Here is a 26,035-nt window from a genome sequence, read left to right as displayed (position 1 = left end):
GGAGCAGCTCCCGGGACGGGAAAAGCGGGAATGTGCTAAAACACGGGAACGACCGGGCAGACAGCCGGGGACGGCACGCCATCAAGAGTTGCAAAAGAACGGCCTCCCCTATTCTTCACGATTGAAGAATCCGGAAATATCGAAATAGACGACCAGCTCCTTGCCTTTTTTCGTCCTGATCGTGACCAGGTCATAATACTTGCCTCCTTCCTTGACGAGCGCCTGCTTGAGCTTTTCGTAATTTCCGTACTTCTTCTTGAGCCATTTCCGTTCGGCAGGAACGCCATCCATCGAACTTTTCGCTCCGGCAATCACGACGGCCTTCTCAAAGCTGGAGCCGTCTCCGCCCTGATAGGTAATGCGGGTGGCCGCTTCTCTTTTTCCAGCCGCTCGGGCATGGCCGGCTCTGCGGTTTTGGCAGCGGCGCACAGGCCAGGAAACAACGCAATCAATAACAGGGGTAGCAAGGGTTTCATCCTATTGGATAGATAAGAAATATTCATTCCCTTGTAAAGCTTTCTTTTTGAAGCAGGAACATCCATCATTACATCCCGGCGGCCGGAACACGGGGAGGGCTGACAGGGCAGTCCTGAGCAATCACTCCCAAGCTTACAGCCACGCCGCTACTTCTTCCAACGCCTCCACACGGGCTGTGGCGAGAGTCGGGACATCTTCCGCGGAAAAAAGGAAATTCCGCCCCACTCCGGCGGCAAGCGCAGCGCGAATGTCTCGCTCCCGGTCACCCACGGACACGCAAGCCGCCATATCCAGTCCATGGGCGGCGGCGGCTTTCAAAAACAGGCCGGGATTCGGCTTCCGGTCAGGATGGCCGTCATCCACGCTGGGACAGTGGAACACATCCGCTATCTCCGCTCCGGCGGCGCTGAACGCGCCTTTCATATGCTCCGTCAGCCGGGTGAAATCCCCTTCCGTAAACATGCCGCGGCCTATGCCGGACTGGTTGGTCACCACCAGCACCAGATACCCCTTCTCCTTCGCCCGGCGGCAAAGGTCCAGAATACCGGGAACCAGCTGAAAATCCTCAATGCGGTGCACGTAGCCGCCGTCCACATTGACCACGCCGTCCCGGTCCAGAAACAGAGCCTTAGCTGCCATACATTTCCTGCTCAACCAGCTCGCAGACCAGATGGCCCACGGCAATGTGCATCTCCTGGATATTGTTCGTGGCATCGGAAGGAACGGCAATGCAGAAATCCGCCACGGTTTTCATCTCCCCGCCGCCCTGGCCCGTCAGGGCCACGGTCCTGACGCCCATGCGGCGCGCCAGCTCCATCGCCAGGACGATGTTCTGGCTATTGCCACTCGTGGAAAGCCCCACCAACAGGTCACCGGAACGGCCTAATCCCTGCAATTGCCTGGAAAAGACCGTTTCATACCCGTAATCATTCCCTACGGCGGTCAGGATGGAAGTATCCACCGTCAGGGCCAGCGCATTCATGGCGGGACGGTTCAGCTTGTAGCGGCCCACCAGCTCGGCGGCCAGGTGCTGGGAATCCGCGGCGGAGCCTCCGTTGCCGCAGAACATGATCTTGTTCCCGGCCTTGAGGGTATCCGCGCAGACGCGGGCGACCTGTTCAATCTCTCCGGCCATGGCGGCCAGAGCCTTGAAATTATCCGCTATTCCTAAAATCTGATTCCTGATGTACTCGCTCATTCCGGACTGTTCTTCATGCGGTTGATGATATTGGTGGAGGAAAAGCCCTCCAGGCGGGGAAGCTCAAGAGCCTGTCCCCCGTAAGATGTGACGTACTGCCCTTCCGGCCAGCGTTCCAGAGGATAGCCCTCCTTGGCGATCACGTCCGGGCGCAACTTCTCAATCAACGGCAGCGCCGTATCCTCGTCAAACGGCACCACGTAATCGATAAAATCCAGGGAGGCCAGCAGCAGGGAACGCATCTCCTCATTATTGATCGGCCTGTCCTCTCCCTTCAACCGCTTGATGGAGGCGTCCGTATTCAGCCCCACGAAAAGCACGTCGCACGCTTCCCGCGCCTTCATGAAGGAATGCAGGTGCCCCAGGTGCAGCAGGTCAAAACAACCGTTTGTAAACCCCACCACCTTCTTCTCCCGTCGGAAACGCTCCGCCAGCTCCGCCGCGGCTTCCGGCGTCAGAATATTGTTCCGGTGATGCCAGGAGGATGCCTTGAGGGCCTTCTCCTCCAGCGCCTTCTTCAGCTCCGCTCCGGTCACGCTGGCCGTTCCGAACTTGCCCACCACGATTCCGGCGGCCACGTTGGACACCACCAGGGCCTCCGGCACCGTAGCTCCGGCCGCCAGCGCCGCGCCCAGGCTGGCGAGGGAGGTATCCCCCGCTCCGGACACGTCAAAAACCTCACGGGCCTCCGTGGGAATGCAGACAAAATCGGAAGGATTGGAGGAAGGAATGAAAATCATGCCGTGCTCGCTCAGGGTGACGAGCAAATTCTCAATGCCGAACTCGGAAAACAGCCGTTGCGCCCCTGCGATGGCATCCCTTTCCCAGCCTGTCGCGGAAGGATTCAGCGTCACCCCGGTCGCCTCCTGGAACTCCTTCATATTGGGCTTCACCAGCGTGGCCCCCTTGTAACGGGAGTAATCCGAACCCTTCGGATCCACAATCACGGACTTGCCCGCCGCACAGCACCGGGCGATCACGTCAGGGGTTGTCTGCCCGTCAAACAGCCCTTTCCCGTAATCGGACAAAAGAACAAGGTCGGCCTCCGGCAGGCAGGCGTCCACCCGTTCCAGAAAACGGGAGGCCAGCTCCGGAACCATCCGCAGCGGCTGTTCCTGGTCCGCCCTCAGCAAATGGTGCTTCCCCGCCACAAAACGGACCTTCACGGTCGTCTCATACCCTTCGCACTCCACCAGCTCCGGAACGCAGCACGTCTCTTCCAGAAAACGCCTTACCTGCCGTCCATGGCCGTCATTCCCCACCACGCTGACGAAGGTGGTGCGGCATCCCAGTGCGCACAGGTTGGTCACCACGTTGCCCGCGCCGCCCAGCATGCGCGTCTCCCGGTCCATCTTCATGATGGGAACCGGAGCCTCCGGGGAAATCCGGCTGACGCTCCCGTACAGAAACTTGTCCAGCATTACGTCACCGATGCAGAGAATCCGCACGCGGGGAAATCCGTCAATCAATGTATGCAGCCGATTCATGGGAGACGTTCCTTTCTACCATGCCCCATACCGTAAGGCAAGGACAGTTGAAGCCCGTTCCGGAGCCGGAAAACGGCGCAAGACAGGCTGTCCCCTCCGCCCCGGGCACCGGAACCCTTCTTTCAGAGGCAAAAAATGGGTCAGCCATGATAAAAATCTTGACCTGTAAGCAGGAAAGCACTACGTATTGTCTCCCGTTCCCGGACGAATAGAAAAAGGAAAACAAATCATGCGTGAAGTTACCGTAAGAAAAGGTGAACCTATCGACCGCGCTCTTAAGCGCCTCAAAACAAAACTGGATGTTGAAGGCATTCTGGATGAAATGCGCCGCCGCCGCGCCTTTGAAACCCCGATGGACGAACGCCGCCGCAAGGCCCGTTCCGCCAGCAAGCGCAACAAGGTAAAATGGCGTTACAGCAACAAGAGCGAAGAAGCCGCTCCCGAAACCGCTGAAGCTCCCGCTTCCGCTCCTGAAGCTTAAATCAGTATTGGTTCGGGAATAGAACCCATTTCAATGAGGGCAACCCTTTCTCAAGGTTTGCCCTTTTTGCTTCCCTCAGCACATGAATCAATCCGCCCAGCTCTTCTCCCGCGCGCGCGCCGTCATCCCCGGCGGCGTCAACTCCCCCGTCAGAGCCTTCCGCAACGTGGACGGCGACCCTTTCTTTGTCCAATCCGCCAAGGGAGCCTACATCACTGACGCGGACGGACGCCAGCTCATTGACTACATCGGCACCTGGGGCCCGGCCATTCTGGGCCACGCTCCGCAGACCGTTCTGAACGCCGTCCATGCCGCCGTGGACAGGGGGCTGGGCTACGGCATCCCCGCGCCGGCGGAGGTGGACATGGCGGAAATGATTACGGGCATGGTGCCCTCCGTGGAAAAAGTGCGCATGGTCAACTCCGGAACGGAAGCGACCATGTCCGCCATCAGGCTGGCGCGCGGCTACACCGGACGCCGCAAAATCATCAAATTCATCGGCTGCTACCACGGCCATGTGGACTCCCTGCTGGTGGCGGCGGGCTCCGGGGCGCTCACCTTCGGAGAACCGGACAGCGCAGGCGTACCCAGGGAAATGACCCAGCTCACCATTACGGTGCCCTACAACGACCGGGAAGCGGTGAAAAAAGCCTTTGAACTCCATGGGAGCGACATCGCCGCCGTCATCCTGGAGCCCTTCCCGGCCAACGCAGGGCTTTACTTCCCGCAGAACGATTTTCTCCATTTTCTGCGGGAAATCACGCTCCGGCACGATTCCCTGCTCATCTTTGACGAAGTCATGACGGGCTTCCGCGTCGCGCCCGGCGGCGTGCAGCAGCTTCACGGCATCACTCCGGACCTCACCTGCATGGGAAAGGTCATCGGCGGCGGCCTCCCCGTGGGGGCCTTTGGAGGCCGTGCGGAAATCATGGACTGCCTCTCCCCAATCGGCCCCGTGTACCAGGCGGGCACCCTCTCCGGCAACCCCGTCGCCATGGCGGCGGGCCTTGCCCAGCTCCGGGAGCTCCTGGACGGAAACGCCTACGACCGCCTGGAACAGCTCGGCGCGCGTCTGGAAGAAGGCATCCGCGAGGCCATCCGGAAGCACGGCAGGAACTACACCTTCCACCGCGCAGGCTCCATGTTCTGCCTCTTCTTCACGGAGCAGGAAGTCTATGACCTGGACTCCGCGCAAAAAGCCTCCAAGGAACTCTTCAAACCCTTCTTCTGGAACATGCTGGAACAGGGCGTCTACTTTGCCCCCTCCCCGTATGAAACGGGCTTCATCTCTACGGCCCATACGGAAGAAGACATTGACCGTACGGTGGAAGCAGTCCATGTCAGCCTCTCCAAACTGGGATAATGCCCCTTATTTGAAGTGACAGGCCACTTTCCTTCCCCTATAAGGATGCCATGAGACAAATGACAGGGTCCATGCTGCTTCTGTCCGCAGCAGCCGTCGCAGCCGCCCCCCTGGCGGATGCGGAGGAAAGGACGATCCAGCTCACGGAAGCGGAAAAACAGGAAATCCAAGCGGCAAATGAAAAGCTGCTGGGACTTACCCTCCGCTTCCTGCACGACTCCTGGCCCCTGGAAATCATGTTCGCCGGAGAGGCTCAACAGGAATTCCACTTCATCCTCCAGTGCTACCGGATGCTGGAGCAATTCCGGGAGACTGGCAACCTCATGCTTCAGGCTCCGGACCGCAACACGCCCCTGCACCTCTGCATTGCCCTGGGATTGAATCAACTGGCCATCCGGATGATAGAAGCGGGCGCTCCCGTCAACGCCCAATCCATCTTCATGCATGACGGCACTAAGGAACCGGGAGACACCCCCCTCACCTGGGCCTGCCTCTCGGGCCTTTACATGAACTCCACGGCGGAAGACAGGCTGCCGCTGGTGCAGTCCCTGCTCAAGCACGGGGCCGACCCGGACCAGCCGGGACCGTGGGGCGTCACCCCGTTCATGTACTCCGCCGCCCTCAATGACTCTGATCCGGGACAGGAAAAAATAGCCCTGGCCCTGCTGGACGCCGGTTCTCCGGACCTCAAGCGCAGGTTAAACGCCCAGGCGCGCGGAGTCGGCTTCCTCAGCCTTTCCCCTGCCATTTACGAACGGCTCATCAAGGCAGGCTGCGACGTCAACGAACGCTTCTTTGAAAGCAAGCAGTCCCCCCTGCATCTGGTCTGCACCAAGGAAAAACCGGCGGAACGCCTCATCCCCCTCATTGAACTTCTCATCAAGGCGGGAGCGGACCCCAACCAGCCGGACGTGGACGGCCTGACGCCGCTGATGGCCTGCAACTCTCCGGAGATAGCCGTTTGCCTCATGGACAACGGCGCCAATCCCGCCCTTCGCAACGATGACGGCCAGACCGCCTATGACTTCCACATAAAAAACGGGTATCCCCCCATTGCGGAAGCCATTAAAGACTGGCAGGCCAAACAGAAAAAAGCACCGCGTACCGAGTAGCGCCATCTTCCTTTCCAGTGAAAGCGGAAAAAGGGGTCTGGCCGTTCCCGTCCGCCATGGGTCTTTCAAGCGAGCCGCAGCAGAGCCTTGGCCTGCTCGTTCCTGGATTCATCCCCGGACCTCTCCGGTACAAAAGAGACCTTACGCAAGCCGCCTCTTCCGGTCTTTAAACACGCCCGGCATGCTCCTTCCGGAAATGCCGGAAGCCCGGAACAGCCAGGTTTCCGGAGCCATGGAGCAAACATTTTCCTCTGGCGGAACATGAAAAAGCCGCCCCCCGGACGGGGAGGCGGCTTTGAAAACCACAGGAGGGAAGATTATTCTTCCGCTTCAATGCCTTCACCGATCATCTTGAGATCTTCCGGCATCTTGCCTGTTGTGAAGTAGCCTTCGATTTCCTCCAGGGAACGGCCCTTGGTTTCAGGCAGGAAGAAGGTCACCGTAATGAAGTACAGCACCGTAATGCCGCCCAGCGTAAAGAACACGCCGGAATAGCCGCAGCTTCCCACCCACGGAAGGAAGGAACCGGCAATGATCGTGGAAACAAGCTGGTTGATCAGCAGCGCAATCGCCATGCCGTTGGAACGGATGCGGGCGGGCATCAGTTCGGACAGGGCCAGCCAGACGCACACGCCGGGGCCAGTGGCATAAAACGCGATGAAGATGATGAAGAAGGCGGTCACGCCCCAGCCCATGGAGGTATCCGGCTTCTCGCCCAGTTCCGCCTTCAGGATGGAAACGGGCTTCATGGCATAGCCGTCCTTGCCGTTCACCACCATCTTGTTGGTGGAATCCGGAACGGCCTTGATCACGGCCAGGGAAGCCTTGTCCTCTTCCTTCTTGATATCCTTGGCATCCTTGGTCAGCTCGGAAAATTCCACCACGGAAAGCTGGGTGGAAGAACCCATCAGGAACTGGTACCAGGCGGGATTGGCTTCCGGCTGGTCATAGGTGATGATGAGCTGCATCCTGTTGATGTCCTTGTCGCCCATGCCGTTCTTGGCAAGCAGGTTCTTGACGAAGGGGGAATCGGGCGTGCGTTCCAGCTGCAGCGTGCGGATGGAGCCTACGTCCTTGCCCTGGTCAAACTCCTTCTGGACGGAAGGGCTCTGGGCGGCCAGCAGGGCGGCCACGTCCGTGGTCACGTCCTTGCGGGCTTTTTCCACATTATTGAACAGGAACCCGGTGCCGAGCAGACCCACCACAATGCCGGCAGTGCCGATCTTGAGCAGGAACTTGCGGCCCTTGCGGTCCACCAGGATCATGGCGACGATGGTCATCAAGCAGTTCACCACCTTGATGGTGAAGTCCGCCCAGTTGGCGGTGGTGCCTTCCAGGCCGGCCTGCTGGAACACCTTCACGGAGTAATTCAGCACGGAGTTGATACCCGTGGCCTGCGTAAACGCCAGGACGAGGACCGCCAGAACAAAGGGATACACATACTTGCGCTGAAGAAGGGATTCACCGGAAGAACTCTGCTTCTTGAGCTCTTCAGCCTTCTGCTTCTCTTCCTCTTCAATGTGGACCATTTCATCAAACACCTCCTTGGCGCGCACATCTCCATAACTGCGCACCAGCACGGCCATGGCTTCATCCTTGCGGCCGCGGCGGAACAGGTAGCGGGGGGATTCACTCAAACGGAAGGAACCGAAAAACAGGAAAAGGCCGGGAACGGCGCAAACCCAGAAAATGGCCTGCCACGCAAAAATCTTGGCGGAAGTCAGCGTTTCCTCGCTCGCGCCGGAATTTTCCACGCCGCCCACATAACTGGCGGCAAGCAGACCGACTACGGCGGCGAACACCAGGCCCACCGTCAGCAGGAACTGGAACATCCCCGTCCCTTTGCCACGGGATTCCGCGCTCAAACACTCAGCCAGGTACAGGGGAACCACCACGCCTACAATACCAGCGCTGGCGCCCTGGAGAATACGGCCCAGCAGCATGATGCCGAACACTTCCTGGGACAGGCAGATCACGGGAATACTCACCGTGAACAGGGCGGCGGCTACGGTAATCAGCGCCTTGCGTCCCAACTTGTCCGCCAGATACCCGGCAAACAGGGAAGAAAGCACGCTGCCGAACAGCACGGCCGCCACCACCTGGGAAAGCTGGGAGGGATTGAAACCAGCCGTCTGCTCAATGTAGGGGAGCGCCGCAGCAATCACGCCGACGTCCACACCGTAGAGCAGGCCGCCCAAACCGGCCATGATGAGGAGGTAGCGCATGTATCGCCTGGCCGCATCCGGAACGGCGGCCTTCATGTTTTCTTGGTCTGTCATGGTCGTTGCATTCTAGTAAATTGGCTTTTCTCCGCAACCAAAAAAGAGACGCTTCCGGGACAAAAACAACTTTCCTCCCCTCAAATGCGCCCAAATGGTAAAAATATCACAAAAGAAACAACTAGGAAGCCGTACAGGAAAGGAAGATCGTTTAAAATGACTCCAAAAACACCTCTTGCCATTTTCCCCGCATCTTCATGAAAAAACAGCCGCAAAAGAAAAAAACGCGGCCGCCTTCCCTCCGGCCCCGTGAACCATTCAGCTGAAAAAAGAGCGGTGCGACGCGTCCCAATCAGACCGGGCATAAAAAACCTCCCGCCCTCTTCCGGAAACGGATGCCGTCCCTACTGGGGGTTCTTCGCGGAAGAATCTATCCCCAGCCGCTTTTCAATCAGGTTTACGGACAGCTCCGCGCACAGGCGCAATTCGTTGTCGGCGTCATGGGTGAAAGCCTTTAGCGCGGACAGGGAAGCCTCCGAACCGATTTCCCCAAGAATACGGGCGGCGGAACGTTTCAGCACAAAATCGTCCGACTCGTTCATCAGCCGGATAATGTCGGCTTCCCCGGTGGGACCGACGGCCTTGCACTCGTCCTCCCACTTCTGGGGATCCTTTTTCCATTCATCCAGAAGCAGCGCAAAGCTCTTCTTCTCCGGACCGTGCAGCAAAAACCTGACCAGAGAGGCAGGAATCTCGCAGTCCGCCTTCTTCAACTCCGTAGCCACATAGTAAACCACGCGCTGCGCCTCCGTGTTATCCGGCTCCGCCCACACGACGAGGGCGGAAGCCAAAGCGGTCACATACTCCGCATCACGCCCCCACGGCTCCCGGAGAAGCTCCACCAGCTTGGCGGAAACTTCATGGCGCATCTTGTCCGGCTTCACGGAAGCCAGACGCTTTGCCGCGGCAATCACGCGCCGGATGTCCAGACAGGACAATTCCTTCAAATTGGCCAGTACGAAATACTGGTGGCGTTCATCCTGCAACGCGGCGGAAGCCGGGCGCGCTTCAAACTTGTCCCGGTTCAGAACCACTTCCACAAAGAAATGCTCCTTGTCCTGCAAAGTCACGTTCCCCATCTTGGCTACCACGTCCACAAACTCCTTAAACGTGATGGGAGTAGGAGTAATAACGAACAAGCCGCCGCCCGTGCCTTTGCGGTCATAAAAAATCGGCTCGTCTTCAGACTGGGCCATCCTCTTCAAATACGCCTTCACCATGTCCCGGTTGGCCGCATTCACCCCGACCACCCACACGCCCAGAACACCCTGGGCCTCTTTCCGGTCAATGGCGGCAAACAGGGGCTTCAAATCCCCTTCCCCGTAATTCTGAACGGAAGCGTTCTGTTCGGCCAGTTGTTCCAGGCTCATGCTGGTAAAGCCGGAGACGCCTTCCTCCTCCTCAGCCTGGGCGACCGCTTCCTTCCCGCCGAGCAGGGAGGGATTCATTTTGACCGGATACACGAAAGGCAGGGAGGCAATGCCCCCCGCCACCAGAAAGCCCAGCAAAATGAAAACAATCTTGTGCCTGCGTCCGGCGCAGGCCATCAAGCCCCCCGCAAGACAGGCGAAAAACAGGGCGAACGCCTTTTGCTGAGGCTGCTGCAGCATGGAAAGGAAAAAGGTCCCGTCCATCTCGGAAGAGGCATTGTAAAAAAGCCAGACGCAGCCGGCGGCGATGACCAGGGAGGCGCAAAGGCACATCAGTTGAATCAGCCCCGTTTCCATCAAGGCGCTCTGAATGGCCTCCCGGCGGTCTTTGGGGGTATGCACGGTAACGGCCTTCTTCGCCCTGGCAAAAGGCTTCTTGGGGATCAGCTTTTCCCTGTCGCAAAGAAACTCATGGCCGCATTTGCTGCAATTCACCATGGAACCCTCCGCAGCGGAAGGAACATTGATATGTCGTTTGCACTGTGGACAATTCAGATTCACCGGAGTTCAATATGCACGTTTTTGATTCTTTTGCAATACCTGTCTTTCAAACTTTCCTTTTGCCGGTTATTCTGCATAAATTTTCAAGGATGTCCCATTGAACTCCAGCTCAGCCGCTTTCCCGAACCATCCTGTTCCACCTCTTTTTTCCTGAACTTTAAATTTAACCTAGGTATCTTACATTTAAAATATTCTATAACTGACAACCATTCCTCAGAACCTTGAACACAAGGCGAAGCGGCCGACAACATTTTTTCCTAGTAAAAGACTGGGGATTTTTTAGCCAACCTTCATCAGAAATCCACATTCCCAAACATTCCTATATATAAATTATTTAAATTTTATAACCGGTGCCTTCCGGGAAAAGATAAAAAACTCTCTTTATCCGCCGTATTCCTCCCCATGTCATTCCGAGTGAACACGCTTGCAGAGAAGGAAATTTGGTAGTAGAATTTTCGCCATGTCATTGCAGCCTGCCGAACGCCGAGATTTCATCCGCGATATGATTTCTGATGACCTTGCCTCCGGCAAGCATCAGGCACCGGTAACCCGCTTTCCTCCGGAACCCAATGGTTACCTCCATATCGGACATGCCAAATCCATCTGCCTCAATTTCGGTATCGCCCAGGAATTTCCGGGCGCGCGCTGCCACCTGCGCTTTGACGACACCAACCCCAGCAAGGAAGACCAGGAATATGTGGACAGCATCCAGGAAGACATCCGCTGGCTGGGCTTCGACTGGGGGACAATCTCTTTTTTGCCAGCAACATGTTCGATTTCTTTTACGAATGCGCCGTCGCCCTCATCAACAAGGGACTGGCCTACGTGGACGAACAGACGGTGGAGGAAATACGCGCCCAGCGCGGCAACGTGAACGTGCCCGGCCAGGAATCCCCCTACCGGAACCGTTCCGTGGAAGAAAACCTGGCACGCTTTCAGGCCATGAAAAACGGGGAAATCCCGGAAGGAAAAGCCATTCTGCGCGCCAAAATAGACATGGCCTCCAGCAACATGAACATGCGGGACCCCGTGCTGTACCGCATCATGTTCGCGGAACACCACAACACGGGCGGCACATGGTGCATCTATCCCATGTACGACTTCGCCCACCCGCTGGAGGATGCCTACGAGCACATCACCCACTCCCTCTGCACGCTGGAATTTGAAAACCACCGTCCCCTGTACGACTGGGTGATTGAAAACTGCCCCGTGCCGGCACGCCCGCGCCAGACGGAATTCGCCCGCCTCAACCTCACCTACACCGTCATGAGCAAGCGCAAGCTGCTCCAGCTGGTGCAGGAAGGGCACGTCAGCGGCTGGGACGATCCCCGGATGCCCACCGTCTCCGGCATGCGCCGCCGCGGCTACACGCCCGCCGCCATCCGCAACTTCTGCCAGACCATAGGCATCACCAAATTCAACGGCTTCACGGACGTGGCCCTGCTGGAATACAGCGTAAGGGAAGACCTGAACGCCAACGCTCCGCGCCGCATGGCCGTGCTCAATCCCCTCAAGGTAACCATCACTACTCTGCCGGAAGGCTCGGAGGAAATGGCGGAAGTGCTGAACAATCCGGAAAAACCGGAGGAAGGAACCCGCCGTCTTCCCATCACCCGGGAAGTCTGGATTGAACGGGACGACTTCATGCTGGACCCGCCCAAGAAATACTTCCGACTGGCTCCCGGCCGCACAGTGCGCCTCCGCGGCGGCTACTGCATCACCTGTACGGACTACCGGCAGGATGCGGACGGAAACATCACGGAAATCTTCTGCGAGCATATCCCCGGCACCATCGGCTCCAACCCTCCGGAAGGAATCCAGTGCCGGGCGGCCATCCACTGGGTAAGCACCAGGGACGCCGTGGACGGTGAAATCCGCATCTACGACCGCCTCTTCACGGAAGAAAACCCGGATGCCGCGGAAGAAGGTTTCCTCTCCGTCATGAATCCCAGCTCCCTGACCGTCATCACGAACGCCAAGCTGGAACCATCCCTGGCTGAAGCGGAACCTGAATTCCGCTGCCAGTTTGAACGCCTCGGCTACTTTGTGGCGGACCGCAGGGACCATGTACCGGGCAAACGCGCCGTCTTCAACCGCACCGTGGCCCTTAAGGACTCCTGGGCCAAAAAGCAAAAATAACCTCCTCTCCTTTCACCCCCTTTATGGACAACCAACTTCAATTCTGCACCGTTGACGAAGCCGTGGAAGAAATACGGCAGGGACGGATGATCATCGTTACGGACGACCCCGGTCGTGAAAACGAGGCTGACCTCATCATTGCCGCCGAATTCGCTACGACGGAAGCCATCAACTTCATGGTCACCCACGCCAGGGGCCTCGTCTGCGCCCCGCTTTCCCCGGAACGGGCGGACGCCCTCCAGCTCCCGCTCATGACCTCCGTCAACCGGGAAAACATGTCCACCGCCTTCACCGTCTCTGTGGATGCGGCCCATGACATCACCACGGGCATCAGCGCCGCGGAACGCGCCCTGACCATCCGCACGCTGGCGGACCCCAAGGCCACCGTCAATGACTTTGTGCAGCCAGGCCATACCTTCCCTCTCCGAGCCGTTCCCGGCGGGGTGCTGCGCCGCGCCGGCCATACGGAAGCCACCATCGACCTCGTGCGCATGGCGGCCCTCCAGCCTGCCGGCGTCTGCTGTGAAATCATGAAGGAAGACGGCACCATGGCCCGCACCGGCGACCTGGGCGGCTTCCAGAAAAAACATGGCCTGAAAGCCTGCACCGTGGCCCAGCTTATCGAATACCGCCGGGCCAAGGAAAAGCAGATACGCCTGGTGGAAACCGTCAAGATGCCCACGGACTACGGCGACTTCATTTGCCACCTCTATGAATCCCATCTGGACGGAGCCCTTCACCTGGCCCTGGTGCACGGGGAAATCTCCCCGGACAAGCCCACGCTGGTGCGCGTGCACAGCGAATGCCTTACGGGGGACGTCTTCGGCTCCCGCCGGTGCGACTGCGGCAGCCAGCTCCACACCGCCATGCGCCGCATTGCGCAGGAAGGCGGCGTGCTCCTCTACCTGCGCCAGGAAGGCCGCGGCATCGGCCTGGCGGCAAAACTCAAGGCCTACAAGCTCCAGGAACAGGGGCTGGACACTGTGGAAGCCAACCTCAAGCTCGGCTACCCGGACGACCTTCGCGACTACGGCATCGGCGCCCAGATTCTGCATGACCTGGGAGCGGACCAATTGCGCCTGCTCACCAACAACCCCCGGAAAATCGTGGGGCTGGAAGGCTTCGGCATTAAAATCACGGAACAGGTTCCCCTCGTCATCCCCCCAACGAACAAAACAGCAAATACCTGGCTACCAAAAAATGCAAGCTGGGCCACATCCTGTAAACTCCCACTCCATCCCATCCCTCCATGTCCACGGAACTTCCACGCCGCCAGCGCGCCACGGGCACGCGCGCCAAAATCAGCATCGTCGCCTCGGAATACAATGAGCAATACACCCAGGCCCTGGTAGACAACTGCTCGGAAGAACTGGAAGCCGTGCTCCCCGCAGTCCGGCTGGAAATCATCCGCGTACCGGGAGCCTTTGAAATCCCGGTCACCATCAAATCCGTTCTCTCCCGCTCTCCGGAAAAACGCCCGGACGCCGTGGTGGCCCTGGGAGTCATCCTGCGCGGCAGCACGGACCACGCGGACCTCATCGGGTCCACCATCACGCAGGCCCTGATGCGGCTCGCGCTGGAATTCACCACGCCCGTCATTCATGAAGTCCTTCTCCTGAACGATGAAAAGCAGGCCTTTGCCCGCTGCATCGCCTCCCAGCTCAACCGCGGCCGGGAAGCGGCCCGCACCGCAGCCCGCATGGCGGAACTCTTCCTCAACTCCCTCTCCCGGCAATAAGGCACATCCTCCCTCTCTCTTCTCTACCGCCATGCTCTCACGCAACCAAATCAGACAAGCAGCCCTCCAATACCTCTACGCCACCTCCCAGACTCCGGAAGAGGAGCAGGAACAGGACGAAGGCATCTGGGACATCCTGATGGAACCCTTCCGCGGGGACTACTGCAAGCTCAGGGCCAAGGCCGTCTCCGGCCACCTGACCCGGGACTATCCGGACAAGCTGCGCCTCTTCGTCACCCGTGCGCGGGAAACGGCGGACAAGCTTCAGCACGACCCCCTCACCCTGCCCGTCCGCGACCTGCTCCAGGACCTGCTGGTCAAGGAAGGGGAATTCAACGCCTCCCTGCTCCAACTGAAAAAAAACCTGTACGAAGACCCCTCCAATGACAAAGGCGCGCTTTCCGCCGCCTGTGACGCCGCGCAGGAACTCAACACCACCCTGATGCAGATGCGCCGCCGCCTGCTGGATGCCCTCAAGGACTTCCCTGCCTACAACGGCATCTGGGCTCCCCTTGTTTCCTCCTGCAACAAGCTCCAGGAAATCAACGACCGCATCAACTGCCTCATCCACCCGGACGGCCGCCCCTCCCTGGCGGAAATGAAAAAAGTGGTGGAAGCCGGAAAGGATGCGGATGAACTCTACCGTGAAGCCAAAGCCCTGGGAGAAGACATTCTGCGCCGCCGGGACGAACTGGACGCCGCCATCAACGGCACCCTGGAAAACTACTCTCCGGAACGCGTCAGCGCCATTGACCGCGCCATCCTGCGCCTGGGCGCCTACGAACTCCTTCACCGCAAAGACCTGGCCGCCCCCATCGTCATCTCGGAAGCCATCCGCCTGGCGGAACGCTTCTCCTCCGCGGAATCCCCCCGCTTCGTCAACGGCGTGCTGGCCGGCATCTCAAAAACGGAACGCCCGGCGTAACCACTACCCTGTACCATGGCTGGATTCTTTAAAAAACTCTTCACCAAATTCTCCCGCGGTTCCCGGATAGACTGGGATGAACTGGAAGCGGACCTGGTTACTGCGGACATCGGCATCCGGCGCGCCATGAACATTGCGGACCAACTGAGGGAAAGCAAGGGACTGGATGCGGAAAACCTGGTGGAAGCCACCCGTGAAGTCCTCCGCCAGGCCTTTCCTGCTACCGCTCCGTCCCTGCCCGCTCCTCCGGAGGGAAAGCCGCTGGTCATTCTGGTCGTAGGCGTCAACGGCACGGGAAAAACCACCTCCGCCGCCAAACTGGGCCACCTGCTGCAAAAACAGGGCTCCCGCGTTCTCCTGGCCGCGGCGGACACCTTCCGTGCCGCCGCCGTGGAACAGCTCCAGAGCTGGGCGGACAAGCTGGGAATTCCCATCTACAAGGGAGCGCCCAACCAGGACCCGGCCTCCGTTTGCTATGAGGCTCACACTCAGGCCATCCGGGAAGGCTTCCAATACCTTATCTGCGATACCGCGGGGCGCCTGCACACGCGCCACAACCTTATGGAGGAACTCTCCAAAATCCGCCGCACCCTCGCCAAGCAAGATGCAGCGGCCCCCCACCGCACCCTGCTGGTGGTGGACGCCACCACGGGCGCGAACGCCCTGGCCCAGGCCAGGGAATTCCACAAGGCCACTCCCCTGGACTCCGTCATTATCACCAAGATGGATGGCTCCGGAAAAGGCGGCGTGGCCGTAGCCATCATGGATGAAATGCACATCTCCCCTGCCTTTCTGGGAACCGGGGAAGGAGCTGAAGACTTTGAACCCTTCAACCGGGACCGCTACGTGGATTCCCTGCTGTAACGGGTCCGTTCAACCCCATGCCCTCTCTTCCCCTCATTACTGCCCAGACGGAGGAAAAGCTGCTCGCCTTCCTGACGGAACGCGGCCACACCAAATTCCGTGCCCAGCAGGTCCTGGACTGGGTATGGCGCAAACGCGTCACCTCCTTTGACGCGATGACCAACCTTCCCCCGGCGCTCAGAAACCTGCTGTCGGAAAACTTCCGTTTCCACACACCGGAAATCGTGGAAGTCCACGGCTCTGCGGACACCACACGGAAATTCCTGACCAGAATGGAAGACGGCAGTCTGGTGGAATCCGTCATCATTCCCGCCGCCGCTGCGGAAAACGGGGAACAGGCGGACCGCATCACCCTCTGCGTTTCCTCCCAGGTGGGCTGCGCCTTCGGCTGCAAATTCTGCGCCTCCGGCCTGCTGGGCCTCAAACGCAACCTCACGACCGGGGAAATCATCGGGCAAATCCTCTCTGCGGAAACCATCGCCGGAAAACGGGTCAACAACCTCGTCTTCATGGGCATGGGGGAACCGCTCTCCAACTTCGACAACCTGGAGGACGCCCTGGAAATCATCACCTCCCACCGCGGGCTGGAAATAGGCGCGCGCCACATCACCATCTCCACGTCAGGCTTTGTTCCCGGCCTGAAAAAACTGGCCGCCTATCCCAGGCAAATCCGTCTGGCCGTCTCCCTGCACGGAGCCACGGACGAGGTGCGCGACCAGATCATGCCAGTCAACAAAAAATGGCCCCTCTCCCAGCTCATTCCCGCGTTGGAGGAATGGGGGAAGGACAGGAACCAGATGCCCACGCTGGAATACATCCTCATCCGGGACGTGAACGACTCCCTGAACGACGCATCCCATCTCGTCCGGATCGCCAAGCGCCTGCATGCCAAGGTCAACCTCATTCCATACAACACTGTGGAGGGGCTCCCATGGGAACGCCCTGCGGAGAGCCGCTGCCGCGCCTTCCGGGACGCCGTCCACAAGGCGCGCATCCCCGTTACCATGCGGTATGAAAAAGGCCATGACATCAACGCCGCCTGCGGCCAGTTGAGACTGAGGAAGGAACGGGAAAACAACGGTGGAACGTCCCTCTGACGGAACGAGGCTTTTCTGAATTTACGACGTTGCCTATTGCCCGCCGCCCTTCGTTGTGCTATTCCTTTCCAGCCGGATGCCACCCATCCCGCCGCCGCATCATGGAAACTACGGAAACCATCACCGCCGCCTCCCCGCTGGAACTGACCAAGGCCCCCCGCAAAGCCCCGGCCCTGGACCTCAGGGACATTCCGCAGGCTCCTGGCCCGGAAAAAGGCGTGCTGGCCCTCATGGCCATGGACCCCGCCACCTACGTGGGCCAGTGCGTGACCATCGGCATGACGGAGGACTACTTCTACCTGCCCGCGCATAAACTGCTCTGGCGCCTCTTCCAGACCCGTTACAATAAAAACGAGCCCATCGACATCGTTTCCATCACCCAGGCCCTGGAAGACATGCACCAATTGGAAGCGGTGGGCGGAAGCGCGGGCCTGGCAGAAATCTACACCTTCACCACCACCGGAGCCTACTTTGAGCACTACCTCAACGTCCTGAAGGACAAATTCATTCTCCGCTCCATCATTGACATCGCCACCCGGTCCACCACCCAGGCCTTTGACAATCCGGACGACGTGGCGGAACTGCTGGACTCCGTGGAAACCCACATCTTCCAGATACGGGAACGCTACAACAGCGCCAAGGACGAACAAAGCCTGGCAAGCATCCTCAAGCAGGCTGTCACCAACTTTGAAAAATTCATTGCCAGCAAGGGACAGATCCAGGGGCTGACCACGGGTTTTGAAGAACTGGACAAAAAAAGCAACGGCCTCAAGCCTGGGGACATGTTCATCATCGCCGCCCGTCCCTCCATGGGTAAAACCTCCTTCCTGCTCAACATCGTCGAGCACATTGCGCTGAATGAAAAAAAGCCCACTCTGCTCTTCTCCTGTGAAATGCCCGCGGTCCAGATCGTGGAACGCCTTCTCTTCGCCCGCTCCGGGGTCCGCAGCCGGGAAATCATCAAGAGGGGCAACCTCACCCAGCTTGAAATGAAGCACTTCAAGCAGGCGGTCAAGGAAGTGGGGGCCTCCCAGCTTGTCATTGACGACACGGCTGCCATCTCCATCAACGAACTCCGGGCCAAGGCGCGCCGCGTCATGCGGGACCAGGGCGGCCTGGCCGCCATCGGCGTGGACTACCTCCAGCTCATGCGCTCCCACTCCAAGCAGGCCGCCAACAGCCGCGAACGAGAAGTGGCGGAAATCTCCGCCGGCCTCAAGGCCCTGGCGAAGGAACTCAAAGTGCCCGTCATCGTCCTGGCCCAGCTCAACCGCGGACCGGAAAGCCGTACGGGCGCCAGCCTGGGCGTGCCCCGCATCTCCGACCTGCGTGAATCCGGCTCCATCGAACAGGATGCCGACATGATCGGGCTACTCTACCGCTCCGCCTACTATGCGGAAGATGAGGAAAAACGCCAGCAGATGGCCGGACGGGCCAACCTGCACCTGGCTAAAAACCGCAACGGCCCCACCGGGGACGTGCCGCTCCACTTTGAAGCGGAACTCATGCGCTTCTCCACCCGTGAAGCGGATGAACACGACCAGGAAAACGAATAAAATCCCTTCCGAGCTTCAAATTTCTGCGGATTTACAATCCGGAGTCAAGCTGTGATTCTAAGGGAAAAGAACTTGCGATGACGCCCCTCCGCCTATGAGGAGCTGTTTATAAGAGATGGGGACCCGTCGGGAGCTGTCGGACTGGGGCGAGGAATGCCGCAGGCTTCTGCGGCATTTGAATTTGAAAGGGAGCGTTAGCGAACTCTCTTTCCTGGAAGCCGGTACGTCCTGACGGGCACACGTATTTCAATTGCCGCAAGGTATGCGGTACTCCCTGTAAGGAGATGGACATTTCTCCGGTTTCAGACCGTGACGGATTGTAAATCCGGTAGCCTCATTGCAGCGCCAGCGTCTCTTCTGGGCTTACTTATCAAGTCATTTCTGTTTTAATATGAAAAAAACCTTATCTATCGCCGCCCTGCTCTGCGGATTGTGCGTTTGCGCCAATGCCGCCAGCATGGTCACGGAATGGACCGGTGGGGCCGGCCCTACGGAAGGCAACACCTATGAACTGGGCAACGCGGGCAACTGGAGCAACGGCATTCCCAGCCGCGGCAACGGCCAGGGCCCGGATGTCATCTTCAACAATGCCGGAACCGTCAACGTCAACGGCGCCATGGTGGACACCTCCGACGGCGGCGGCATCACCGTTACGGGCAACAGCAACGTTACCGTCGGCGGCACCCGCTATACGGGGAATGTAACGGTCGGCTCCGGTTCCACCCTGAACCTCGGGCAAGTGGACTTCAAAAGCAGTGACATCACCCTTGACGGAACCCTCAACCTCACCGTCTGCGGCATTGATCCCGGCGGCAATGGCGCACGGCTTGTCTTCGGTATTGGAGGCATCATGAACGTCAACCAGAAAATCTGGGGCGCGTCCAGCTTCTCCGTCTCCGGACTGCTGGCCACCACATCCACGGACCTGACTGTGGGAGAATTCCAGTTCGTTACCCGCACGCTGGTCACCTCCGCCGGTTTTGACGGCGGGTCCATCTCCCTGGGGGACTTTACCGCTGAAGACGGCAGCGCGCTGACCAAGGCCTCCGGCCTCATGGAAGGAAATGCAGCGGACTATCAGGGCCAATACTACCTCTACACGGAAAACGGAGACGTCAAGGTGCAATACGTAGTAGCGGGCGTCGTGCCGGAACCCGCCACGGCTACCCTCAGCCTGCTGGGGCTGGCAGCTCTGATGCTGCGCCGCAGGCGCGCCTGATTTCCGGAATCCCATTTTTTCTTCAAGAGGCTGTACGCTAATGCGTACAGCCTCTTTTGCATTCGCCGGGCGGGTGACGGAAACGTCACGGAAAATATCTTCACGCCATTGCCGGAGGCCGTAACATCTTTCCATTACCCTTTATTCAGCATTATGCAAGCTCACGCAAAATCACTCAACGAGCGCTTCCGCACACTCATCTCACTCCTCTTCGGCCTGGCTATCGGCTGCGCCCTGCTCTTTGGAGAATCCCGGTGGGAAATGTCCCCGCTCATAGAAGAAAGCCTCATGCTCCTGGCCTGTTTCATGGCCGGCATAGGCGCCTTCGGGCGCATCTGGTGCTCCCTCTACATTGCTGGTTATAAAAACAACGTCCTTGTCATTGAAGGGCCGTACTCCATGTGCCGCAACCCGCTTTACTTCTTCAGCTTCATCGGCGGCATAGGCGTAGCGTGCGCCACGGAAACCTTCACGGTCCCCCTGCTGACGGCATTGGCCTTCGGCATTTACTACCCGTCCATCATCAGGAAGGAACAGGAACGGCTCATCTCACTCTTCGGAGACGCCTACCGGAACTACTGCCGGAGCGTCCCCTCCTTCATTCCCTCCCTATCGCGGCTGAAGCCGCCGCCCGCAACCTACTCCGTTAATCCTGCCACCTTCACGCACAACATCGTGGACGCGCTGTGGTTCATCTGGTTCATCGGCATCTTTGAATTCATCAGCGGGCTACATGAAGCCGGAGTGCTCCCTGTGTGGTTCCTCATTCCGTAACCTGCTCCCTTCTTCTGGCGTCCAGAAGCCCCGCCAGGGCCTTCTGGGAAACCATCTGCCGGAAAGACCCTCGGTCCCGCGGATAAAGCATCATCTCCGTCCGCGTCTCTCCCCCCGGAAAGCCCAGGCGAGCCATACGGTACCCACAGGTTTTTCCGGCGTGCCGCCTCCCGGCCCCGCAATGCCGCTGACGGCAACCGCCACACCGGCACCGGAACGGTCCAGGGCCCCCTTCGCCATCGCTTTCACCACGGGTTCGCTTACCGCTCCGTGAAGCTTCAGGATATCCTCCGGCACCCCCAGCATCTTCGTCTTTGCCCGGTCGGCGTAAGTCACCCAGCCGAACTCAAAAACGCCGGAGGAACCCGGCACATCCGTAATCCTCTTGGCAATCAGGCCGCCGGTGCAGCTTTCCGCCGTCGCCACCTTCAACCCCTGTTCCGCCAGATGGAGCACCACCGCCTTCTCCAGGGATACTCCCGCGGGAGTCAGCATATACGCTCCTGCCAGGATGCGCAGGCGCGCCTCCCCCTGTTTCAGCGCCACTTCACTGCCCACCAGGCGCACATCCACCTCTCCGATGCGCGCGCAATACGCCACCTCCAGTCCCTCCACCTGGTGCAGGGAATCATCCACCAGCTCCTGAAGGTCGCTCTCCCCGATTCCTACCAGCCGGAAAACGCGCAGATGTGGAATATCCTCATCCGCCAGATCTTCCAGAAGCGGCATCACTGACTGCTCCACCATCGGTTTCAACTCCGACGGAGGTCCGGGCAGCAGGATGAACATGGGAAGGGAACCGCTGGCAGGCATCACCAGGCCGGGCGCCGTGCCGTTGGAATTCTCCAGCACCGCGGCGCCGTCCGGAACCATGGCCTGTTTGAAATTGCATTCCGCAATGGAAATCCCCCTGCGTTCAAAATAGCTCTTCAACCTCTCCGCCACCTGCTCGTCACGATGCATGTCCACGCCGCACACGTCGCACAGGGCTTCTCTGGTCACATCGTCGCTCGTCGGTCCCAGGCCTCCGCTCACAATCACGATATCCGCCCGCCGGGCGCTCTCCCTCATGGCCTCGTTAATGGCATAGCCATCGGGAACCACGGTCTCCCTCTCCACACGGAATCCGGCCTCAAACAGCCTGTTGCCCAGCCACGCGGCATTCGTATTCACAATGCTCCCCAGTAAAATTTCCGTCCCGGTGTTGATCAATTCAACCCTGATCTGCTTCATGCCGCCAGTATGCTCCCGCATCCGCTCCGTGACATGCAACAATCCTGCCATGTACCACAAAAAACTTCATTTGAACGTCCCGTAAGATACAGTATGGGCACTGACAAAGACCATGAGCACACCTTCCCGGCCCCGCGCCACCAAAATCATCTGCACCATTGGACCAGCAACAGACACTTCCGACATGCTGGGCCAGCTTATTGAAGCCGGAGCCAACGTTTTCCGGCTCAACATGAGCCACTCCAAACACGACTGGGTCCGGGAAGTCGTCTTCCGCATCCGCCGGAAAGCCGCAGAGCTGCAGGCGAACATAGCCATTCTCTTTGACCTCCAGGGGCCGTCCATCCGCACCGGGGACCTGCCCGAACCCTACCATCTGAAAAAAGGGGACACGCTGGAAATCCGCCTGAGCACGGCCAAGCCGGAACTCCCCTTCTCCACCACGGTGAACTATGACGGGCTCCTGCAGGACGTCCAGGTAGGCCATACGATGGTGGTGGACAACGGAGGCATTCTCATGCGCATTGAGGAAGTGCGCCCGGACAGGCTCATCTGCAAGGTGCTCACGGAAGGAGTATTCGGCTCCCGCCGCCACATCAACCTCCCCGGCGTGGCCCTGCGGCTCCCCGCCCTGACGGAAAAAGACCTGGCGGACCTGGCCGTAGCCGTGGAATGCGAGACGGACTACGTAGCCATGTCCTTCGTCCGGGACGCCGCCCACATTGCCCAGCTCCGGGAGCATATCGACAACCTTGGAGGAAGGGCCCAGATTGTCGCCAAAATCGAGGACCAGCAGGCCATCCGCCACATTGACGACATCATCCTGGCTGCAGACGTCATCATGGTCGCGCGCGGCGATCTGGGCATTGAAGTCAGCATTGAGGAACTTCCCATCATCCAGCGCCGCATTATTCGCCACTGCCACAGGCTGGGGCGCCGCTGCATCGTCGCCACGCACATGCTGGAATCCATGATCACGCAGCCCACCCCCACCCGTGCGGAAGTCACGGACGTTTCCAACGCCATCTTTGAACAGGCGGACGCCGTCATGCTCTCCGGAGAAACCTCCGTAGGCCATTATCCCGTGCGCTGCGTGGAGGTCCTGGACTCCATCGCGCACCGCATGGAGCGCTCCGGCAACCTTAACTTTGCCGCCTCCGCCATCCTGAACGGAGACAGGCAGAAGGCCACCAAGGCAGCCATCTCCCTGGCGGACTCCGTGGAAAACGCCTGCATGGTCATCTTCACCCGCCGCGGCCTGGCCGCCACGCAGGCAGCCGTCCTCAGGCCGGAACGGGCCCCCATCTTCGCCTTCAGCAATGACCCCGTTGTCGTCCGGCAGCTCGCGCTGGCACGCGACGTGACCGCCTTTGAATCCCCCTTCCTGAAAGACCCGGCCCGCATGATCTCCACCGCTCTGAACCTGCTGAAGGAAAAAGGGCTTATCACCTCCGGCCAGCCCGTCGTCATCCAGGGGGACAGCCTGCAAGGGGAACTGCTGGCGGACTCCATCATCTTCATGCGCGCGGAATGATGGCCCCTGCCTTCCATGTGGCGCAGGAAACAGCCGTGTGGCCTCCGCCCCCTCCCCTCAGGGAACTTCTGCTGGATGCCGATCCGGACGAACGGCAGGTAGCGGACCATCTGGCCCACGGCGAACTTTACGTCGCACGGAGCCGCGGAGCTGCCGCCGGAGCTATCGTCATCCGGCAAACGGGGGAAGACACATGGGAAATCATGAACTGTTCCGTAGCCCCTGAATACAGAAGGCACGGTTGCGGAACCGCTCTGGTGCTGCACGCCCTGCACATCATCAGGAACAAGGGGGCAAGATATGCGGAACTGGGAACGTGCGATGCCTCCCCGGGCCCAATGGCCCTGTATGAAAGCTGTGGCTTCCGGATTTCAGGCGTCGTCAAAAACCACTTTACGGACAACTACCCGGAACCCGTCTGGGACAACGGCGTGCAGTGCATTGACATGATCCGCATGCGTGCGGACCTCTTCCCGCAGGAGGGGGAAACACCTCCAACTGGTCAGAAGCTATAAACCAGGCTGACGCCCGTCACCCAGCTATTGCCCTTCACCAGCGTTCTCCCATACACCCGGTTCACTCCGTGGGCTCCCTTGCCGAGCCAGTGCAGCCCCACAAACGGCTCCACAAAAATATTCCCGAACAAACGGTAATTCGCCGTCACCCTGACGTACAGGGACTGCCAACCGTTGCTGCCGGAAGGCCAGTAGGAGGAACTCAGCACCGCGCCGAACTTGAAACCCATGTAAAGGTTTTCCGTCATCCGGAAATCCGACCCGGTGCACATGTCAAACCACCAGCCCGTAATGCCGTAAAAGGAATAAGCGGCGCTTCCCTGCGCATAAAAACCGGGCAGGAAGCCCAGATCATGGCGCAGAATCAGCGCCGTTTCATACGTTGTCCCACCGTTGCCGAACAAATGTTCGGAGGCAAACCCCGCCAAACCGCCGTCATTCGCACGGAAGGATAATGCGGCGTAAGTGGCCTTCCCGAACTTCCTTTGAAGCCCAAGATCAGCCATTGTCTCATTCTCCAAGTCAACCGCCGGATGCCCCAGGAAAATTTCCTCCTTCAACGCCAGAATCAGGGAATACCGGTCATTCAGGTCGCTTCTCCAGTCCAGACGCAAGGGGGCCGTGGGATTACAGCCGCCGGGAATCAGGCCGCGGAATTCGTAATTCGTGGAATAGCCCGCCTTCAAGCTGCCGCTCACGGGTCTCAGAGGCGGATCGGAAGGAACATCCGGAATGCGTGACTCCGCCAGGGAAATTGAAATGGAAACGGCCAGAACCGCCCCAAGAGCAGAAAAAAAGGAAAAACTCATAAACTTGGAACTCCTGTTCCGCGGCATTCTGAATAAAAATACTGCCTCTGGCAACAAGCAAAAAAGGAGCGGAGCAATTCTCCTTTACCCCGGAAAGTCAATTCCTCCGCAAGCCGCTCATCCTGCAAGGAATAAAAAAATCCGCCCTGCCGCTGCCCCAAATTTTCCAGCCAGTGCAGCAGCAGCCATATCCGTGACGGCTTTTCCTAAGCCATCACCGGCCGGAACAGGAACAATGGCCGGATTTAGTCCCCGCCTTAATCGGCAATTTCTCCTTCCTCCATCCGGAACATGAAAGAAAAAGAGCGGCGGATTGCTCCGCCGCTCTTGAAACATGATTCAATCGTAAGCCGGACGGCTTAGAAGGAATAGACGAGGTTGGCGCCAGCCACCACGCCGAAGTTCTTGTAAGGCTTGGAACCTGCGTCCACGCCCTTGTTAGCCTTCAAGGCGCCGTTGCCGGCCCAGTTGAAGCTGACGAAGGGAACCACGGCCAGATTCTTCACGCCCAGCTTGACAGGCAGTTCAGCCTTCACCCACCAAGCTTGCGCGCCGTTGGACATGAAAGCGGACTTGCTGTCGAAGTAGCCGGCAGTGGCAGACATGCCGCCCGTGATCACGATGTCCGTGGCGGGGCAGATGGAAGCCTTCCAGCCCACATACGGCTGGAACCACCATCCGGTCATTCCCTGGAAGCCATAGCTAGTGGTCACACCGGCGAACCAGTTGCTGCACAGGTCATAGTTCAGGTTCAGATAGAATTCCTGAGCCACGGAGTGGGCATGACGCTGGCCAACGACGCCGTTTGCAAGGAGGTTGCTGTAATCATACTTGGCAAAGTTGCCGAGCAGACCGCCATGAATCAGATTCCAGCCGAGGGTGGTGGACAGGTTCTTCAGCAAACCGTCCTGGTTCTTCCAGCCAAGGTTGAAATTGGTTTCATTGTGGAAAGCAATATCTTTCATGCCAAGCAGCTCGTGACCGGAGGTCAGGGAGGTGTAGGAAGCGGCACCCACAATGGAGTTGGCGTCGCTCAGCTTGTAATTCAGATTTACACCGGCAGGGATAACGCTATCCCCTCCCACCAAGGCGTGGGAAGCCACGATGCCGCGGCTGGTGTAATTGGAGGCATAACCGGCGTAGATATCGCCGGACAGCGGGCTGACAGTCGCCACGGGAGTGGGAACCGGAGTCGGAGCAACAATCTTGACGGGAGTGCCCGCAAGAGCAGCGCCGGCAAAGGATGCCACAGCTGCCGCAACACTGATGATGTTCTTGGTTTGCATGACTATTACTTGGTTAGG

23 protein-coding genes and 2 pseudogenes are annotated in these 26,035 nt (G+C 59.1%); 15 read left to right on the top strand and 10 right to left on the bottom strand.

Annotated elements, in window-relative coordinates; all coding sequences use genetic code 11:
• Positions 1 to 108: 108 nt before the first annotated feature.
• The 4 genes from PVA48_RS08695 to PVA48_RS08680 all read right to left on the bottom strand — a co-directional run bounded on the left by PVA48_RS08695 (position 109) and on the right by PVA48_RS08680 (position 3,162).
• Positions 109 to 429: a hypothetical protein gene (locus tag PVA48_RS08695; RefSeq protein ID WP_423231600.1), complete on the bottom strand. Its 321-nt coding sequence runs from the start codon at positions 427 to 429 to the stop codon at positions 109 to 111.
• Between the two features lie 180 nt (positions 430 to 609).
• Entirely contained in the window at positions 610 to 1,116 is a 507-nt protein-coding gene (locus PVA48_RS08690; protein WP_022396534.1) for a D-glycero-alpha-D-manno-heptose-1,7-bisphosphate 7-phosphatase, read from the bottom strand.
• Positions 1,106 to 1,675, bottom strand: a complete 570-nt coding sequence (gmhA, locus tag PVA48_RS08685) for a D-sedoheptulose 7-phosphate isomerase (protein WP_102721941.1) — start codon at positions 1,673 to 1,675, stop codon at positions 1,106 to 1,108. Before gmhA ends, PVA48_RS08690 begins: the two co-directional genes overlap by 11 nt.
• Entirely contained in the window at positions 1,672 to 3,162 is a 1,491-nt protein-coding gene (locus tag PVA48_RS08680) for a PfkB family carbohydrate kinase (protein WP_102721942.1), read from the bottom strand. The genes gmhA and PVA48_RS08680 overlap by 4 nt, the downstream gene beginning before the upstream one ends.
• 229 nt (positions 3,163 to 3,391) lie before the next feature.
• Between PVA48_RS08680 and rpsU the strand changes: the two genes are divergently transcribed.
• The 3 genes from rpsU to PVA48_RS08665 all read left to right on the top strand — a co-directional run bounded on the left by rpsU (position 3,392) and on the right by PVA48_RS08665 (position 6,118).
• The gene (gene rpsU, locus PVA48_RS08675) at positions 3,392 to 3,643 is read left to right on the top strand and encodes a 30S ribosomal protein S21 (protein WP_022396531.1); all 252 of its coding nucleotides are present in this window, start codon (positions 3,392 to 3,394) and stop codon (positions 3,641 to 3,643) included.
• Between the two features lie 82 nt (positions 3,644 to 3,725).
• Positions 3,726 to 5,006, top strand: coding sequence for a glutamate-1-semialdehyde 2,1-aminomutase (hemL, locus tag PVA48_RS08670; protein WP_102728448.1), 1,281 nt, complete (start codon positions 3,726 to 3,728; stop codon positions 5,004 to 5,006).
• A 50-nt stretch (positions 5,007 to 5,056) separates the two neighbouring features.
• Positions 5,057 to 6,118 carry an ankyrin repeat domain-containing protein gene (locus tag PVA48_RS08665; protein ID WP_423231599.1) on the top strand — a complete coding sequence of 354 codons (1,062 nt, stop codon included), beginning with the start codon at positions 5,057 to 5,059 and terminating at the stop codon, positions 6,116 to 6,118.
• Positions 6,119 to 6,435: 317 nt separating this feature from the next.
• Here the strand turns inward: PVA48_RS08665 and PVA48_RS08660 are convergent, their stop codons facing one another.
• From PVA48_RS08660 to PVA48_RS08650, 3 genes are all read right to left on the bottom strand, one after another.
• The gene (locus tag PVA48_RS08660; protein WP_022396528.1) at positions 6,436 to 8,397 is read right to left on the bottom strand and encodes an MFS transporter; all 1,962 of its coding nucleotides are present in this window, start codon (positions 8,395 to 8,397) and stop codon (positions 6,436 to 6,438) included.
• Between the two features lie 80 nt (positions 8,398 to 8,477).
• Positions 8,478 to 8,702 carry a hypothetical protein gene (locus PVA48_RS08655; protein WP_146021128.1) on the bottom strand — a complete coding sequence of 75 codons (225 nt, stop codon included), beginning with the start codon at positions 8,700 to 8,702 and terminating at the stop codon, positions 8,478 to 8,480.
• A 39-nt stretch (positions 8,703 to 8,741) separates the two neighbouring features.
• Positions 8,742 to 10,265 carry a HEAT repeat domain-containing protein gene (locus PVA48_RS08650; protein ID WP_102728446.1) on the bottom strand — a complete coding sequence of 508 codons (1,524 nt, stop codon included), beginning with the start codon at positions 10,263 to 10,265 and terminating at the stop codon, positions 8,742 to 8,744.
• 523 nt (positions 10,266 to 10,788) lie between these two features.
• Here PVA48_RS08650 and PVA48_RS08645 point away from each other — a divergent pair.
• The 9 genes and pseudogenes from PVA48_RS08645 to PVA48_RS08605 all read left to right on the top strand — a co-directional run bounded on the left by PVA48_RS08645 (position 10,789) and on the right by PVA48_RS08605 (position 20,640).
• Positions 10,789 to 12,467: pseudogene (locus PVA48_RS08645) on the top strand (glutamine--tRNA ligase/YqeY domain fusion protein).
• Between the two features lie 23 nt (positions 12,468 to 12,490).
• A pseudogene (locus PVA48_RS08640) lies at positions 12,491 to 13,692 on the top strand (bifunctional 3,4-dihydroxy-2-butanone-4-phosphate synthase/GTP cyclohydrolase II).
• A gap of 24 nt (positions 13,693 to 13,716) precedes the next feature.
• Positions 13,717 to 14,205, top strand: a complete 489-nt coding sequence (gene ribH / locus PVA48_RS08635; RefSeq protein ID WP_102728444.1) for a 6,7-dimethyl-8-ribityllumazine synthase — start codon at positions 13,717 to 13,719, stop codon at positions 14,203 to 14,205.
• Positions 14,206 to 14,236: 31 nt separating this feature from the next.
• A complete protein-coding gene (gene nusB / locus PVA48_RS08630) occupies positions 14,237 to 15,130 on the top strand; it encodes a transcription antitermination factor NusB (RefSeq protein WP_102728443.1) in 894 nt (297 codons plus the stop codon).
• A 15-nt stretch (positions 15,131 to 15,145) separates the two neighbouring features.
• Entirely contained in the window at positions 15,146 to 15,994 is an 849-nt protein-coding gene (gene ftsY, locus PVA48_RS08625; RefSeq protein WP_022396522.1) for a signal recognition particle-docking protein FtsY, read from the top strand.
• Between the two features lie 17 nt (positions 15,995 to 16,011).
• Positions 16,012 to 17,091, top strand: coding sequence for a 23S rRNA (adenine(2503)-C(2))-methyltransferase RlmN (gene rlmN / locus PVA48_RS08620; protein ID WP_102728442.1), 1,080 nt, complete (start codon positions 16,012 to 16,014; stop codon positions 17,089 to 17,091).
• 101 nt (positions 17,092 to 17,192) lie between these two features.
• Positions 17,193 to 18,647, top strand: coding sequence for a replicative DNA helicase (dnaB, locus tag PVA48_RS08615; protein WP_022396520.1), 1,455 nt, complete (start codon positions 17,193 to 17,195; stop codon positions 18,645 to 18,647).
• Positions 18,648 to 19,038: 391 nt separating this feature from the next.
• Positions 19,039 to 19,866 carry a PEP-CTERM sorting domain-containing protein gene (locus PVA48_RS08610; RefSeq protein WP_102749484.1) on the top strand — a complete coding sequence of 276 codons (828 nt, stop codon included), beginning with the start codon at positions 19,039 to 19,041 and terminating at the stop codon, positions 19,864 to 19,866.
• 153 nt (positions 19,867 to 20,019) lie between these two features.
• Positions 20,020 to 20,640, top strand: a complete 621-nt coding sequence (locus PVA48_RS08605; protein WP_215451144.1) for a methyltransferase family protein — start codon at positions 20,020 to 20,022, stop codon at positions 20,638 to 20,640.
• A gap of 90 nt (positions 20,641 to 20,730) precedes the next feature.
• On the opposite strand, the gene PVA48_RS08600 is transcribed toward PVA48_RS08605, so the two are convergent.
• The gene (locus tag PVA48_RS08600) at positions 20,731 to 21,873 is read right to left on the bottom strand and encodes a competence/damage-inducible protein A (RefSeq protein ID WP_423231598.1); all 1,143 of its coding nucleotides are present in this window, start codon (positions 21,871 to 21,873) and stop codon (positions 20,731 to 20,733) included.
• A gap of 112 nt (positions 21,874 to 21,985) precedes the next feature.
• Here PVA48_RS08600 and pyk point away from each other — a divergent pair, with 112 nt between their 5' ends.
• Together pyk and PVA48_RS08590 are read left to right on the top strand one after the other, a co-directional pair.
• Positions 21,986 to 23,407 carry a pyruvate kinase gene (pyk, locus tag PVA48_RS08595; protein WP_022396515.1) on the top strand — a complete coding sequence of 474 codons (1,422 nt, stop codon included), beginning with the start codon at positions 21,986 to 21,988 and terminating at the stop codon, positions 23,405 to 23,407.
• A complete protein-coding gene (locus tag PVA48_RS08590; protein WP_022396514.1) occupies positions 23,404 to 23,922 on the top strand; it encodes a GNAT family N-acetyltransferase in 519 nt (172 codons plus the stop codon). The genes pyk and PVA48_RS08590 overlap by 4 nt, the downstream gene beginning before the upstream one ends.
• Here PVA48_RS08590 and PVA48_RS08585 read toward each other — a convergent pair.
• Complete coding sequence (locus PVA48_RS08585; protein WP_146021154.1) at positions 23,910 to 24,620, bottom strand: hypothetical protein; 711 nt, start codon at positions 24,618 to 24,620, stop codon at positions 23,910 to 23,912. The genes PVA48_RS08590 and PVA48_RS08585 overlap by 13 nt on opposite strands.
• Before the next feature lie 34 nt (positions 24,621 to 24,654).
• On the opposite strand from PVA48_RS08585, the gene PVA48_RS08580 reads away from it, so the two are divergent.
• Positions 24,655 to 25,026, top strand: coding sequence for a hypothetical protein (locus PVA48_RS08580; RefSeq protein ID WP_423231597.1), 372 nt, complete (start codon positions 24,655 to 24,657; stop codon positions 25,024 to 25,026).
• Positions 25,027 to 25,090: 64 nt separating this feature from the next.
• Here the strand turns inward: PVA48_RS08580 and PVA48_RS08575 are convergent, their stop codons facing one another.
• A complete protein-coding gene (locus PVA48_RS08575; protein WP_022396512.1) occupies positions 25,091 to 26,017 on the bottom strand; it encodes a hypothetical protein in 927 nt (308 codons plus the stop codon).
• Positions 26,018 to 26,035 lie beyond the last annotated feature (18 nt).

It is taken from the genome of Akkermansia sp. JRP_AM1 (assembly GCF_049262625.1).
GTDB lineage: Bacteria > Verrucomicrobiota > Verrucomicrobiia > Verrucomicrobiales > Akkermansiaceae > Akkermansia > Akkermansia massiliensis.
Note: the sequence above shows the minus strand (reverse complement) of the source record. Positions and strands in the feature narration are given on the sequence as shown.

Excerpts from the sequence above, each read along its gene's own strand:
- PVA48_RS08600 (WP_423231598.1), bottom strand. The coding sequence starts at position 21,873 with ATGAAGCAGATCAGGGTTGAATTGATCAACACCGGGACGGAAATTTTA.
- dnaB (WP_022396520.1), top strand. The coding sequence starts at position 17,193 with ATGGAAACTACGGAAACCATCACCGCCGCCTCCCCGCTGGAACTGACC.
- PVA48_RS08660 (WP_022396528.1), bottom strand. The coding sequence starts at position 8,397 with ATGACAGACCAAGAAAACATGAAGGCCGCCGTTCCGGATGCGGCCAGG.
- PVA48_RS08665 (WP_423231599.1), top strand. The coding sequence starts at position 5,057 with ATGAGACAAATGACAGGGTCCATGCTGCTTCTGTCCGCAGCAGCCGTC.
- PVA48_RS08590 (WP_022396514.1), top strand. The coding sequence starts at position 23,404 with ATGATGGCCCCTGCCTTCCATGTGGCGCAGGAAACAGCCGTGTGGCCT.
- rpsU (WP_022396531.1), top strand. The coding sequence starts at position 3,392 with ATGCGTGAAGTTACCGTAAGAAAAGGTGAACCTATCGACCGCGCTCTT.
- PVA48_RS08690 (WP_022396534.1), bottom strand. The coding sequence starts at position 1,116 with ATGGCAGCTAAGGCTCTGTTTCTGGACCGGGACGGCGTGGTCAATGTG.
- nusB (WP_102728443.1), top strand. The coding sequence starts at position 14,237 with ATGCTCTCACGCAACCAAATCAGACAAGCAGCCCTCCAATACCTCTAC.
- hemL (WP_102728448.1), top strand. The coding sequence starts at position 3,726 with ATGAATCAATCCGCCCAGCTCTTCTCCCGCGCGCGCGCCGTCATCCCC.
- PVA48_RS08610 (WP_102749484.1), top strand. The coding sequence starts at position 19,039 with ATGAAAAAAACCTTATCTATCGCCGCCCTGCTCTGCGGATTGTGCGTT.
- PVA48_RS08575 (WP_022396512.1), bottom strand. The coding sequence starts at position 26,017 with ATGCAAACCAAGAACATCATCAGTGTTGCGGCAGCTGTGGCATCCTTT.
- ftsY (WP_022396522.1), top strand. The coding sequence starts at position 15,146 with ATGGCTGGATTCTTTAAAAAACTCTTCACCAAATTCTCCCGCGGTTCC.
- PVA48_RS08680 (WP_102721942.1), bottom strand. The coding sequence starts at position 3,162 with ATGAATCGGCTGCATACATTGATTGACGGATTTCCCCGCGTGCGGATT.
- gmhA (WP_102721941.1), bottom strand. The coding sequence starts at position 1,675 with ATGAGCGAGTACATCAGGAATCAGATTTTAGGAATAGCGGATAATTTC.
- PVA48_RS08650 (WP_102728446.1), bottom strand. The coding sequence starts at position 10,265 with ATGGTGAATTGCAGCAAATGCGGCCATGAGTTTCTTTGCGACAGGGAA.
- rlmN (WP_102728442.1), top strand. The coding sequence starts at position 16,012 with ATGCCCTCTCTTCCCCTCATTACTGCCCAGACGGAGGAAAAGCTGCTC.
- PVA48_RS08580 (WP_423231597.1), top strand. The coding sequence starts at position 24,655 with ATGCGTGACTCCGCCAGGGAAATTGAAATGGAAACGGCCAGAACCGCC.
- PVA48_RS08605 (WP_215451144.1), top strand. The coding sequence starts at position 20,020 with ATGCAAGCTCACGCAAAATCACTCAACGAGCGCTTCCGCACACTCATC.
- ribH (WP_102728444.1), top strand. The coding sequence starts at position 13,717 with ATGTCCACGGAACTTCCACGCCGCCAGCGCGCCACGGGCACGCGCGCC.
- pyk (WP_022396515.1), top strand. The coding sequence starts at position 21,986 with ATGAGCACACCTTCCCGGCCCCGCGCCACCAAAATCATCTGCACCATT.
- PVA48_RS08655 (WP_146021128.1), bottom strand. The coding sequence starts at position 8,702 with ATGCCCGGTCTGATTGGGACGCGTCGCACCGCTCTTTTTTCAGCTGAA.